The sequence below is a fragment of the Streptacidiphilus pinicola genome (assembly GCF_003258295.1).
Lineage (GTDB): Bacteria > Actinomycetota > Actinomycetes > Streptomycetales > Streptomycetaceae > Streptacidiphilus > Streptacidiphilus pinicola.
Map to the genome: position 1 here is coordinate 1 of NZ_QKYN01000075.1, position 12,987 is coordinate 12,987.

General features: G+C 72.8%; 11 protein-coding genes and 1 pseudogene. 5 read left to right on the forward strand and 7 right to left on the reverse strand.

Going from position 1 to position 12,987, the window contains the following annotated elements; genetic code table 11:
* A partial coding sequence (locus tag DN069_RS19775; protein WP_165845555.1) for a transposase family protein occupies positions 1-158 on the forward strand: 158 nt, incomplete at its 5' end.
* 97 nt (positions 159-255) lie between these two features.
* Here DN069_RS19775 and DN069_RS19780 read toward each other — a convergent pair.
* Positions 256-1,224: a LysR substrate-binding domain-containing protein gene (locus tag DN069_RS19780; RefSeq protein WP_111502621.1), complete on the reverse strand. Its 969-nt coding sequence runs from the start codon at positions 1,222-1,224 to the stop codon at positions 256-258.
* 70 nt (positions 1,225-1,294) lie between these two features.
* On the opposite strand from DN069_RS19780, the gene DN069_RS19785 reads away from it, so the two are divergent.
* Positions 1,295-2,365, forward strand: a complete 1,071-nt coding sequence (locus DN069_RS19785) for a YeiH family protein (RefSeq protein WP_243639464.1) — start codon at positions 1,295-1,297, stop codon at positions 2,363-2,365.
* 141 nt (positions 2,366-2,506) lie between these two features.
* Positions 2,507-4,759, forward strand: coding sequence for a HelD family protein (locus DN069_RS19790; RefSeq protein ID WP_111502711.1), 2,253 nt, complete (start codon positions 2,507-2,509; stop codon positions 4,757-4,759).
* 21 nt (positions 4,760-4,780) lie between these two features.
* On the opposite strand, the gene DN069_RS19795 is transcribed toward DN069_RS19790, so the two are convergent.
* Both DN069_RS19795 and DN069_RS19800 read right to left on the reverse strand, forming a co-directional pair.
* Positions 4,781-5,974, reverse strand: coding sequence for a DUF2306 domain-containing protein (locus DN069_RS19795; protein ID WP_243639466.1), 1,194 nt, complete (start codon positions 5,972-5,974; stop codon positions 4,781-4,783).
* A 106-nt stretch (positions 5,975-6,080) separates the two neighbouring features.
* The gene (locus DN069_RS19800; protein ID WP_111502623.1) at positions 6,081-6,599 is read right to left on the reverse strand and encodes a PadR family transcriptional regulator; all 519 of its coding nucleotides are present in this window, start codon (positions 6,597-6,599) and stop codon (positions 6,081-6,083) included.
* A gap of 61 nt (positions 6,600-6,660) precedes the next feature.
* Here DN069_RS19800 and DN069_RS19805 point away from each other — a divergent pair, with 61 nt between their 5' ends.
* Positions 6,661-7,035 (forward strand): cyclophilin-like fold protein, encoded by a 375-nt coding sequence (locus tag DN069_RS19805; protein ID WP_111502625.1) that lies wholly within the window; start codon positions 6,661-6,663, stop codon positions 7,033-7,035.
* A gap of 75 nt (positions 7,036-7,110) precedes the next feature.
* Here the strand turns inward: DN069_RS19805 and DN069_RS41690 are convergent.
* Both DN069_RS41690 and DN069_RS19815 read right to left on the reverse strand, forming a co-directional pair.
* Positions 7,111-7,470 (reverse strand): annotated as a pseudogene (locus DN069_RS41690) (NUDIX domain-containing protein); the annotation flags it as partial.
* Positions 7,471-7,657: 187 nt separating this feature from the next.
* Positions 7,658-8,551 carry a HEAT repeat domain-containing protein gene (locus DN069_RS19815; protein WP_207892202.1) on the reverse strand — a complete coding sequence of 298 codons (894 nt, stop codon included), beginning with the start codon at positions 8,549-8,551 and terminating at the stop codon, positions 7,658-7,660.
* Positions 8,552-8,605: 54 nt separating this feature from the next.
* On the opposite strand from DN069_RS19815, the gene DN069_RS19820 reads away from it, so the two are divergent.
* Positions 8,606-9,220 carry a GNAT family N-acetyltransferase gene (locus tag DN069_RS19820; protein WP_111502627.1) on the forward strand — a complete coding sequence of 205 codons (615 nt, stop codon included), beginning with the start codon at positions 8,606-8,608 and terminating at the stop codon, positions 9,218-9,220.
* Between the two features lie 47 nt (positions 9,221-9,267).
* Here DN069_RS19820 and DN069_RS19825 read toward each other — a convergent pair whose 3' ends face one another.
* On the reverse strand, positions 9,268-11,562 hold the full coding sequence (locus DN069_RS19825) for a discoidin domain-containing protein (RefSeq protein ID WP_111502629.1): 2,295 nt from the start codon (positions 11,560-11,562) through the stop codon (positions 9,268-9,270).
* Positions 11,563-11,718: 156 nt separating this feature from the next.
* Positions 11,719-12,918, reverse strand: coding sequence for an ROK family transcriptional regulator (locus DN069_RS19830; RefSeq protein WP_111502631.1), 1,200 nt, complete (start codon positions 12,916-12,918; stop codon positions 11,719-11,721).
* Between the last annotated feature and the right edge of the window lie 69 nt (positions 12,919-12,987).

The window sequence follows — 12,987 nt, forward strand, 5'->3', positions numbered from 1 at the left end:
AACACGCCGAACACCGACGGGTCCGCGCCCGTGTCGAGCATGCCTTCGCCCGGATGAAGACCTACAAGATCCTGCGCGACTGCCGTGTCCGCGGCGACGGCCTCCACCACGCGGTCCAAGCCGTCGCCCACATGCACAACCTCGCCCTCGCCACATGAAACCCCAGCTCAGACCGCACCCCAGCCTGCCCGCCCACCGGATTGTGCAACACCCTTTAGGTGCAGCAGGTGCCGTAGGCCTCGGCTCGGGTACGCCTCACCGCGTGCGCGCCGCCCGGCGCGCCACGTCGAGGAGCAGACGGGCCTGGGGGGAGAGCTCGGTCCCGGCGCGCCAGACCGCGCGCAGGACGCGGCTGAGCTCGACCTCCTCGGCCACCGGCACCTCGACCAGCCGGCCGGCCGCCAGGTCGTCGGCGACGGCGAGCAGGGAGAGGACGGCGGGCGCCGCGCCCTGCGCGGCAGCGCTGCGCAGCGGCCCGGTCGCGCCCAACTCCAGCACCGGCACGGAGGGCCCGACCCACGGCCGCAGCGCGCGCTCCAGCGTCTCCCGGGTGCCCGAGCCCGGTTCACGCAGCAGCAGCGGCGTCTCCGCCAGCTCGGCGCCGGACACGGGGGTACCACGCCGCGCCCACGCGTGGTCCGGCGCCGTCACCACGGCCAACCGGTCACGGCCCACGGCCATCGAGCGCAGGTCCCGGGGCAGGAACGGGCCCTCGATGAACCCGAGATCGGCCTCGCCGTGCCGCAACGCCTCGATCACCTGGTGGCTGTTGGTGACGCGCAGCCCGACGTGCGTCGCCGGGCTGGCCTGACGCAGGCTCACCAGCCAGCCGGGCAGCAGCTGTTCGGCGAGGGTGAGGCTCGCGGCGAGCCGTAGCTCGCCGCGCTGCTGGGCCTGGAGCGCGGCCAGCGCCTCGGCCAGCACGTGCGCCTGGTCCAGCACCCCGCGCGCCCAGTCCGTGACGACCAGCCCGGCCGGGGTGAGCCGCGACCCGCGCCGGGACCGGTCCAGCAGCTGCAGCGCGAGCTTGCGCTCGAGCGTGCGCAGCCGCGCGCTGGCCGCGGGCTGCGTGATCTGCTGGCGCGCGGCGGCCCGCCCGATGCTGCCGGTGTCCGCGACGGCCACGAGCAGCTCCAACGTCTCCAGATCGGGCAACCGCCGCGACGCGGGCAGCCCACCGTTGTCCGCGCCGCCGTGCCGATCCGCCCCTGCCGTTCCCGTCATAGGGAAACCCTATGACGTGGGCGCGGCTTTCCGGCTACCGCCCCTCCGCCACGCGCCCAAGAGTGGACCGGTGACGATCATCCCCGCGCGCAACGGACAGGTTCTGGCCCGGCCCGACGGCTCGCCGTCCCCGGACACCGCTCGCGGCGCGGTGCGGCGGATCGCGCCGGGGCTGGTCATGGCCGCCGGGGCCACCGCCGTCGCCGCCGGGGTGAACCACCTGGCGCCGGCCGTCTCGCCGATGACCGCCGCGGTCGCGCTCGGCGTCCTGGTCGGGAACCTGCGGATGCGCGGCGCGGGCCTGCTTCCCGTCGCGACCCGCCCCGGGCTCGGCGTCGCCGCGAAGCGGGTGATGCGCGTGGCCGTCGTGCTGCTCGGGTTCAAGCTCGCGCTCAGCGACATCCTCTCGCTCGGGTGGCCGAGCCTCGTCCTGGTCTGCCTGGTCGTCGCGGCGACGTTCTTCGGCACGCGGTGGCTCGGCCGCAGGGCCGGACTACCTGGCGACCAGCCGCTGCTGATCGCGACCGGCTTCTCCATCTGCGGGGCCTCCGCCGTCGCCGCGATGAACGGCGTGACCGAGAGCGAGGAGCGCGACACCGTCACCGCCGTCGCCCTGGTGACGCTCTGCGGCACCCTCGCGATCGCCGTGCTGCCGCTGCTGCATCACCCTCTCGGGCTGACCGACCTGCAGTTCGGGCGCTGGACGGGAGCGAGCGTGCACGACGTGGGCCAGGTGGTGGCGATCGGGCAGACCGCCGGCGCCGCCGCACTCGGCCAGGCGGTCGTGGTCAAACTGATGCGGGTGGCGCTGCTCGCGCCGCTGGTCACCGGCGTAGCGCTGGCGCGGTCCCGGCGCGGCGGCCGGGCGGCGGGCGAGAAGCGTCCGGCGCCGCTGCCGCTCTTCCTGGTCGGTTTCCTGGCGTGCGTCGCGATTCGCAGCACCGGCGTGCTCCCCGCCGGTTTCGTGAACACCGCGGGAACCGTCGACGAACTGCTGACCGCGGCGGCGCTCTTCGCCCTCGGCAGCACCGTGGACGTACGGAACCTGCTGCGCACCGGGCGCCGGGCGCTGCTCGTCGGGCTGGCTTCCTGGGCCCTGATCGCGGCCGTCTCCTACGCGGGCGTGCTGCTCACCACCTGAGCCGGAAAAGCAAAAAGCCGGGATTGCATCCCGGCGAATTCCCTCGTATATTGAGAGATTCCTCTGCTCGACAGCACAACGAGCAAGGAATCTTTATGGGTTCACTATATCCGAGCGGGAGCGGCTTTGTCAAACGACGGAATTCGCCAGGAACAGGAATTCATCGACCTGCTCCGCACACGCCTCGCCGTGCTGGAGACGCGGGCCGAGGCCGCCGTCCAGGCCGCGCTGGGGCAGGAGGTGACCAACGCTCAGACGCGGCTCGAACGCGACGTGCTGGTCGCCGAGAACTCCGGTCTGCTCGCGGCCTACGCGTCAGGTGAACACGGCCTCTGTTTCGGCCGGCTCTGGTTCCGCGACGGCGCCGACCACCACATCGGCCGGCTCGGCATCCGCGCCGACGACGCGGAACGTACTCCGCTCGTCGTCGACTGGCGTGCCGACATCGCCCGGCCCTTCTACCTCGCCACCGGCTACGAACCGATGGGCCTGCGCCGTCGGCGTCACCTCACCACCGAGCGCAACCGCGTCACCGGCCTGCACGACGAGATCCTGGACCTGACCGACGCCGAGCGCTCCGGCTTCGAGGGCTCCGACGCCGACGCGGTGCTCCTCGCCGCGCTCGACGCCGCCCGTACCGGGCGCATGCACGACATCGTGCAGACCATTCAGGCCGACCAGGACCGGCTCATCCGCGCCCCGCACCAGGGCGTGCTCGTGGTGGAGGGCGGTCCCGGCACCGGCAAGACGGCCGTGGCCCTGCACCGCGCCGCCTACCTGCTCTACGCCCAGCGCGAGCTGCTGGCCCGGCGCGCGGTGTTGATCGTGGGCCCGAACCCGGCCTTCCTCGCCTACATCGGCCAGGTGCTCCCCTCGCTCGGCGAGACCGGCGTGCTGCTGGCCACGCCGGCCGAGCTGTTCCCCGGCGTGCGCGCGATCGGCACCGACACGCCGGCCGCCGCCGCGGTCAAGGGCGACGCCGCCATGGCCGACGCGCTCGCCGCGCAGCTGCGCGACCGGCAGGCCCTGCCGGACCCGGCCCTGGTGATCGAGCACGACGACGGCGTGCTGATCCTGGATCGGGCGATCGCCGCCGCCGCGCGTGAGCGTGCCCGCGCCACGCAGCTGCCGCACAACCTGGCCCGCCCGCACTTCGCGTTCGCGGTCATCGACGCGCTCACCGAGCAGCTCGTCGCCCGGCTCGGCCACGACCCCTACGGCGGCCCGAACCTGCTCGGCCCGGACGACCAGGCGCTGATCGGCAAGGCCGTCGCCGCCAGCTCCGGCGTCCACGCCGCGATCGACGAGCTGTGGCCGCAGCTGACCCCGGAGCAGTTCCTGGCCGACTTCCTGGAGGAGCCGACGCACCTCCCCGACGCCGACGCGGCCGCCATCCGCCGCGTCCACGACTCCCGCCCGGAGCGGCCCGCGCGTTGGGAGTGGACGCCGGCGGACGTCCCGCTGCTGGACGAGGCGGCGGAGCTGCTCGGCGAGGACGACTCCGCGCGCCGCGCGGCGGAGGAGGCGCTGCGGCAGGAGCAGATCGCCTACGCGCAGGGCGTGCTGGACCTCTCCTACGGCTCGCGCACGCAGGAGTTCGAGGACCGCGACGACGAGGACGCCGAGTACCTGGCCGCCCACGACCTCATCGACGCCGAGCGACTGGCGGACCGTCAGGAGGAGATCGACCACCGCACGGCGGCGGAGCGCGCCGCGGCCGATCGCACCTGGGCCTTCGGCCACGTCATCGTGGACGAGGCCCAGGAGGTCTCCGCGATGGCCTGGCGCCTGCTGATGCGTCGCTGCCCGACCCGCTCGATGACCCTGGTCGGCGACCCGGCCCAGACCAGCGAGCCCGGCGGCTGCGGCAGTTGGGACGCGGCGTTGACCCCGCACGTCCAGGACCGGTGGCAGCGCGTCGTCCTGGACGTCAACTACCGCACCCCGTCCGAGATCATGGACGCCGCGGCGGCCGTCCACCGCGCCTCGGACCCGTCCTTCACGCCGCCTCGCTCGGTGCGCTCGACCGGCGTCCGCCCGTGGGCGCGGGAGGTCGACGCGCCGGACGAGCTGCCGGCGGCGTTGGCCAAGGCGGTCGGCGAACTCGCCTCTCCCGAACGCCGTCTGGCGGTCATCGCACCGGCGTCCCTGCTCGACGCCCTCACCCCCGCCCTGCCGGAGGCCGCCTCGGGCGCCGCGCCGGACCTGACCTCCCCAGTCGTCCTGCTCGCCCCGGGGCAGGCCAAGGGGCTGGAGTTCGACTCCGTCCTGGTGGTCGAGCCCGCCGGCTTCGGCGCGAACGAGCTGTACGTGGCCCTGACCCGGGCCACGCAGAGCCTCGGTGTGCTGCACACCGAGGCCCTGCCGTTCGGGCTGGAGCTGGAGACGGTCTGACCGTCGTCCGTCGGTCCCCGCCTATCCGACCGGCTTCGCCTCCACCGGAGCGAGTGCGGCGGGCGGGGACGACTGCTGACGCTTCGCCAGCTCGCGGGCGACCAGCGCGCGCAGGCCCGTCGTCGCCGTCGCCCAGAAGGCGAGGACGCCGCAACCGATCGCGGTGGCGGCGCTCAGGGCGGTGACGCGGTCGAGGTCGAGGGCGCGCTCGAAGGGGAGGACGCAGAGGACGGAGAAGACCGGGGCCAGGCTCAGGCCGACCAGGTGGATCCGCCACTCCTCGGCCGCCCAGGGGCGCCCGTCCCGGACGGCGCGGCGGAGCCGCGCAAGCATGACGGCGGCGGTCAGGGCGAAGGGCAGCAGGTAGCCGAGCAGCAGCCGGTGGTTCTGCGCCCCGCCCGCCGCCAAGAAGGCGTCCGTGATCCATCCCAGCGCCGCCGCGCCCGCCGCGGCGGCGGCCAGCAGCACCCACCACGGCAGCCAGCTCCCGTTCATGCCGGGCAGTTCCGCCCGGTGGTCCAGCCGCCGCGAGGCCAGCAGCGCGCCGAAGGCGACGACCGAGCCGAGGTGCATGACCGCGATCTGGTTGATCTGCGCCATCGAGAGCCCGGGGAAGAACACCGGGAGCGCGCCCCACTCGAAGCGCAGCAGCGGAGCGGTCATCAGGAAGCCGTAGCAGAGCAGCATCCACCGCTGGTGGATCTCCGGCATCCGCTGCACCGCCGCGACGATCCCGGCGGTGACGCTGAACACCGTGCCGACGAGGATCGCCCCGAGGACGATCCAGAAGGCGGGCCCGCTGAACGCGTCGCGCGGCGCCGTGCGCAGCAGGTAGACCGCGGCGCCGGCCATCGACACGTAGACGGTGACCGCGAAGACCACCCCGAGCGCGCGGTGCAGCCGCGCCCTGCGCCGTACGGCGGTGAGGAGTTGGAGCGGGCCGAGCAGCAACAGCAGTCCGCCCAGCACGGAGTGGACGACCAGCGCCGCGAGGCTGTGCCGGTAGGGCCCGAGCCGGTTGGCGACCGCGTCCGCGACGTAGCGGGGGTTGGTGAGGTGCGCGAGGAACGACTCGCCGATGGCGGGGGCGCCGGGGTGGGCGTAGGGCCAGAGCTCCGTCATCGCGATCGGCGCGTACCCGACGCCGACCGCCACCACGACGAGCGCCGCCACCCGGCCCCAGCCGATCCCGACGCTGACCCTCGGACGGTTCACGGCGGCCCCTCACGTCTGGTCGATAGTCCTTCATGGATTATCAGGAAGGTAAGGCGGAACCAGGGAGGGGTCAAGAGCTTGTTACCGGTGAGTCAGAAGAGCGTCGTCACTCGGAGGCGCGGCTCGCCACCCACCGCCAGAACTCGACCATCATCCGCTCGTAGCGGATCCCGAACTCCAGCGCCTCACGCTGGCCACGCGTGATCAGCTCACCCACGGAGTCGGCCAGGCCCTCGTACTCCGCGAGCGTGCGCTCGTGCTCCTCGACCTGGACCGGCGCGTGCACCTCCGGCCGGGCGCCGAACCAGAGCTTGAGGATGCCGCGTTCACGCGCCTCCACCGGCACGAACGCGGAGTCGGCGAGCCACCCCGCCAGCGCCCGCCGGCCCGCCTCGGTCAGCCGCATCACCCGGCGGTTGCGCCCGCCCTCCTGCCGCACCTCGGAGAGCAGGCCGGCCGCGAGCAGCCGGTCGCACTGTGCGTACACCTGCGCGTGCGGCACCGCCCAGAACGGCGCGACGGTCTGAGCAGCCTCGATCTTCACGTCGTACGGGCTCGCCTCGCCCAGCTGGTCGATGATTCCCAGCACGAGATAGGAGGACGTGGTCAACCGGGTCTCAGCCATGCGGTGACGGTATCGCGAGACAGCATTGACAAATTGTTGAAGGCCACGCTTCCCTGCTGCCATGCAGATTCGCTTCATCTGGCCGGCCGGCACCGCGACGGCCACGCTCGGCTCCACGCCGACCACCGAGGCCCTCCGGGCCGCCCTCCCGATCCAGTCGACGGCGAACACCTGGGGCCAGGAGGTCTACTTCCGCACCCCCGTCAGCCGCCCCGTGGAGCCGGACGCCCGCCAGGTCGTCGACCCGGGCACGGTCGCCTTCTGGACCGACGGCGACAGCATCGCCCTGCCGTTCGGCCCCACCCCGATCTCACGGGGCGACGAATGCCGCCTCGCCAGCCCCTGCAACCTCCTCGGCACCCTCGACACCGACCCCAGGACCCTCGCCACCGTCCGCGACGGCGACCCGATCCGCGTCGAGCTCGTCGCCGACTGAGCCCGGGGCCGCGCCACCGCTCAAGGCCCGCCGCAGCTTGCGGGCGAACCGGTGCATGTGCGGATCGAGCGTCACCAGCGGTTCGCGCAGCACCTGCTCGATCGTCAGCCAGCGCAGCGCCGAGAACTCCCGCTCGTCGTACCAGCCGACAGCGGACGCCTCGGCGCTGAGCAGGTACCAGAGAGACACGTCCGTGTGCCCGCGGTCCCTCGTCTCCGTCACCGTCACGAAGAACGGCCGCTCCCCTGCCACGCCCGCCGCGACGGCCTCGATGCCCAACTCCTCACGGCACTCCCACACCGTGCACGCCCACGGCTCCTCCCCCGGCTCGACGTGCCCACCCGCCGGCAACCACAGCCCGGCCTTGCGGTGCGCCCCGAGCAGCAGCTCACCCCGCTCCTCGTCCAGCACCACGAAGTAGCTCACCAGGTGCATCGGCGGCACGTCCGACCGCCCCGCCCGGTACAACGGCGCCCCGCTGCCGACCCATGCCACGACGGCCTCGACATGAGCCCGCTCCACCTCGTCCCCGGGCTCGACACCCGCCACCAACCCGACCAGCCGACCCCGTTCGCCACTCACCCGCGCATCGTCGCAGAGGCCACTGACAACAGCCGCGCCCTCAGGGCTCCTCGTCCTCCCGGACGAGCGCGACCGCCTCCCGGACGGCAGGGGAGGGGTCGGCGGCGAGGCTGTCCAGCAGGAATGCGCCGCGCGGGCCCGGGTGGTGGGAGAGGGCCCAGACCAGGGATTCGCGGACGTCGGGTGACGGGTCGCGGGCGAGGGCGGCCAGGAGGTCCAGGGTGCCGGGAGTCGACCAGCCCGAGACCGCCGAGACAAGCGCCTCCCGGACCTCCGGATCCGGGTGGTCGGCGAGCGGGGCCAGCGCGGGGACGGGGCCGCGGCGGCGGAGGCCGAACCAGTGCAGGGTGTCCTTGAGGGAGGCCGAATCCGCGTCGGCGGAGAGGCGGGCCAGCAGCGCCGGGACCGGCGGGGGCGGACCGTCGAGGGGGTGCGGAAGGCGGGTGCGGAGACGGCGGGATCCGTAGGTGCCGGGTTGGCGGCAGCCGCAGCAGGTGCAGGGGCGGCTCCCGTGCGCGTCCGGGACGTGACGCCAGCCGAGCGCCCGCGGGGCGCGACGGATCCGGTGGATCTCCGCGGCGCGGACCGCGCGCGGGACGAAGACCTCCCATCCGCGCGGGTCGTCCAGCGCGGCGACGCGCCGCACCGCCTCCGCCGCCGGAACCGCGGCCTGCGCGCCCCGCGCACGGTCGCGGTAGTGGCCCACGAGCACCGGCTGCGCGTCGTCGAGGCGCACCTGGACCGCGACCAGCCCGCCGCGCGTGCCGAACCGCGCGATCTCGCCCAGCCACTGATGGGTCAACGTGTACGAGGGGAGCACCGGGAAGCAGTGGACGCCCCGCGCGCCGTCCTGGCCGCGGCTCGCGGCGCGCAGACCGGCCCGGCGGACACGCCGCTCGTCCGCGGCGGAGGTGAGGTGCACGAACATGGCCATGGCCGCCCACGATAAGGGCTCGCTCCCCCACCGGGCCGCGCTTATCGTGGGCGGATGAGCAGCCAGGACCGACCGCTGAACGTCCGCACCGCCGGAGCCGACGACGTCGACGCCGTCGTCGCCACCCTGACCACCGCGTTCTTCCGGGATCCGGTGTGGGGCCCGGCCTTTCCTGACCCCGGTCGGCGCGCCGCACAAGCCGGCGCGCTGTGGCGGCTGCTCGCAACGTCCGCACTGCGCTACCCGTGGCTGCTGGTGACCGGGAACGTCGAGGCCGCGGCGGTGTGGATCCCGCCGGGCGGCGAGGAGCTCACCGAGGCCGAGGCGGACGGCTTCGCGGGCTTCCTCCGGGAGATCACCGACGAGGCGACCGCCGCCGGGATCCTGGCCGTCCTGGAGCCGATGGAGGCTGCCCGGCCGAAGGAGCCGCACTTCTACCTCAGCCTGCTCGGCACCCACGACGACCACCGCGGCCAGGGCCTCGGTGTGGCGCTGCTGCGCGAGAGCCTGGTCCGGATCGACGAGCTGCGGATGCCCGCCTACCTCGAGTCGAGCAACCCCGCCGCCAACGACAAGCGGTACGCCGCCCTCGGCTTCGTGCCGAACGGCGAGCTGGTCATGCCCGACGGGCATGTCGTCACCACGATGTGGCGCCCCGCGCGCGGCTGACGGGGAGGCGTGGGCCGCGCGCGGAGCGATTCACCGGAGCGGCGTCGTCACGGGTAGCTGACGACGTCGCTCGGGCCGCCGAAGGTGGAGCTGACGGCGGCGCCGGTTCCGTTGATCACCGAGTCGATCCCGCCACTGCCGTTGAGGAACACGGTCAGCAGGTCGTGGAACTGGACGCCCGCGTTGTTCGGGGCCTGGAAGGCCATCGAGCTGTGGATGTCCTGCCCCTGGTCGAAGTACGAGTAGCTGCCCATGCCGTAGCCCTGGAAGCTGGTGACACCGGGCGCGACGTAGAGGGCGGGGTAGCCCTTCTGCGTCGAACTCGACATCCAGGAAGCCTGGTTCGGCACCTCGTACGGGTTCTCGTTCTGGAAGAAGACGACCTCGCCGCCCTGGCCGTTCCAGACCGTCTCGTTCTTCTGGAAGTGCTCGACGGCCAGGCCGGTCGCCAGCACGTTGTTCCCGTTGACGACGAGACCGGTGTCGCTCTGGTCGCCGGTCCAACCGCCGGCGCCCGCGCCGTGGTCGGCGCGCCAGATCCACGCGTCGTCGATGAGGGAGTTGTTGCTGTTGTCGACCAGCGCCGTGGTCGCCGAGCCCGCCGTCGCGCCGCCGATGCGGAAGAAGACGTCGTCGAGCGTGACCGGGTCCGCGGCGTGGCTCACGCCGGAGCCGGCCGTGCCGACCGTCACCAGCGTGGACGAGTTCACCGGGCCCGCGTCGAAGATGACCCCGGTGACGTTGACGCCGTCCACGTCGGCGATGTTCAGCGTGGTGTTGCCGTTGCTCGGCACCAGGGTCGGGAAGCCGAGGCCGACGATCTTCGTGTCCGGGTTGGTGACGTTGATCGTGCTGGGCGCCTGGTAGACGCCGGGCGTGAAGAGCAGGTTGTCGCCGGCGGCCAGCGCCGCGTTGATCTGGTCGGTCGTCGCGCTGGGCTGGACCACGAAGAAGGTGGACAGCGGCAGCGAGACACCCGGCGTGCCGCCGTTCAGCCAGGTCGGGCCGGAGGAGTTGGTCTGCGTGGACGGCACGAAGACCTGGTAGTTGCCGCCGGAGTCCAGGTAGAGGTAGGGCGCCTCCCGGGTGACCGGGCAGGTGGCCAGCGTGGTGTAGGAGTTGGGACCGCCGCTGTCACCGGAGTTGGACGCGAAGCTCTGCGCGGGCGCGCCCGGGTCGCCGCAGAAGACCTGGTTCCACACGGCGTTGCTCCAGCCGTCCAGGCTGGAGTTCCGGGTGAAGAACTGCTGCTGCGAGCCGTTGGTGACGGTGCCGCCGGTGAACTGCGAGTCGGCGACGAAGCCGCCGCTGGCCCAGTCCGGGGAGCCGGTGCAGTAGTCCATCAGGCTCAGGTTGCCGTTGATGTGGACCCGGCGCAGCGGCGCGGCCTGGGAGACGGCCCAGAAGTCGTCGCCCGCGTAGCAGCCGGTCATGCCGGTGACGTTGACGGTCAGGTTGGTGAGCGAGCGCCAGAAGTTGGTGGTGGCGTAACACTGGGTCTGCACGCCGCCGTTGCACTGGTTGTAGACGTCGACCGTGCCGTTGATGACCGTGTCGCCGGGGTTCTTGCCCAGACCGGCCACGCTCTCGTAGAAGCCGACGGAGAAGATCAGCGGATTGGCGGTCGAGCCGTAGGTGCCCGGCTTGAACAGGATCGCGTAGCGCGCGGTGCCGAACTCGTTGCCGCCCTGGGCGTTGGCGATCGAGTTGAGCTGGCTCTGGATCGAGGACTGCGACATGCTCGGGTCGAAGACGATGACGTTGGAGCCGAGGCTGCCGCCGGTCGGCGGGGGCGGGGTGCCGCCGCCGGACCCGGAGCCGTAGACGGAGAACTCCCAGAGGCTGTAGCCCCACTGGGTGTTGCGCTGCGTCCCGTACATCCGGATGTACCGGCCGGAGCCCGAGACGTTCAGCGTCTCCGTGCCACCCGGGCCGGACGTGGTCGAGTAGACGGTGGTCCAGTTGGTGGCGTCGTTCGAGGTCTGGATCTGGTAGGCCTTGCCGGAGGCGGTCTCCCAGTTCAGCACGACCTGGCAGACGGTCTGGGTCGAACCGAGGTCCACCTGCAGCCACTGCGGATCGGCGAAGGCCGAGGACCAACGGGTCCCGGTGTTGCCGTCGACGGCGTTGGACGCGGGGAAGCTGCTGTTCTCCAGCGACGAGGCGGTCGCCGGCCGGTTTAGCGCGAGGTCGGTGGTGCCACAACTCGCGGCTGCCGCACGGGAGGCGACCCCGGCCTGGGCCGCGAGCGCGGCGAGGAGCAGGGCGAGGACAGCGATCAGGGCGGGCAGCGGTCGGCCACGCGAACGGCGGCCTGCGGGAAGGTACGCGACAGATCTCATGGCACTCCTAGCACGGTGGGTGGGAGTGGTGCACGGTTTGCCGTGGAACGAGAGAGCGCTCTCTGAGCGCTCTCCGGTGTGCATCGTGGAGGCCTGTCGAGCCGGTGTCAATACAGGAGTTGAAGCTCCACAGCTTCTCCGTCAGGACGGGCTGGGCTACGCGCCCGCCTCCAGCAGCCGCGCGACCGGCAGCGTGGCCGCACCCCTGGCCACCGCGTCCGCGCCCAGCGCGCCGAGGTCGACCGAGGTCAGCGAGTACGGCAGCCGCAGCGCGTGGTCGCGCACCACCTCTCGGATGCGCGGCAGCAGGCTCGGCGCGAGCGCGAGGCCGGCCCAGCCGCCGATGATGACCCGCTGCGGATTCAGGAAGTTGACGACGTTGGCGATCCCGACGCCGACCCGCACCGCCGTCTCGTCGAGCACGTCCCGTGCGGCGTCCCCGGCCGGCCCCGACTCCTCGGCCAGTGCCAGGATCTGACGCAGCGTCTCCTCCTCGTCGGCGGCCACGATCTTCGCCGAGCCCTCGGCCTCCGCATACCGGGCGATGATGGCCTCCGCACCGACGTAGGCCTCCAGGCAGCCCCGCGCGCCGCAGCGGCAACGGCGGCCCTGATACTGGACGTTGAGGTGGCCCCACTCCCCCGCGCTGGTGGTCGAGCCGCGGAACGGCGCGCCGTCGGCGATCACGGACGCGCCCGCGCCGGAACCGAGCAGCAGGAAGACGGCGCTGTCCACGTCCCGTCCGGCGCCGAACCACATCTCGGCCTGGGCCATGGTGGTCGCGCCGTTGTCGATGAAGAGCGGCAGCCTGGTGTGCGCGCGCAGCCGTTCCTCCAGCGGGAACGCGTCCCAGCCCACGGTCTGGCCGTGGATCACCGCGTAGGGCTGGTGCTGCACGATGCCGGGGACGCCGATCCCGACGCCGAGCAGCGGCGCCGTCGCGCCCGCGCTCAACTCGGCCAGCCCGGCCGCGATCGCGGGGACCACGGCTTCCGGGTCGAGCGTGCCGTCGAGCACGGGCAGGTCCAGCGCGGCGAGCTCGCCGAGGCCGAGGTCGAAGCGCTCCAGCCGGATCCGGGTTTCGCCGACGTCGATGCCGATGACCTCGAAGCAGGAGGTGTCGACGCGCAGCAGGATGCGCGGGCGTCCGCCCTCGGACTCGACGGCGCCGGCCTCCACGACCAGACCGGCGTCCAGCAGGTCCGCCACGACGTTGCTGACCGAGGCAGAGCTGAGCCCGGTGGCCTGGATGAGATCCTGCCGGCTGAGCGGGCCGTGGAAGTACAGCTGTCTCAACAGCCGCGCACGGTTGGCGCGCCGCAGGTCACGGACGTTTCTGCGGCCCTCGTCGGTCATCCCCGCCCATCCTCCAAGCTCTGCCCCGGTCGGCACCCTACTGGGCCACCGCCGTCGGATCTGTTGACG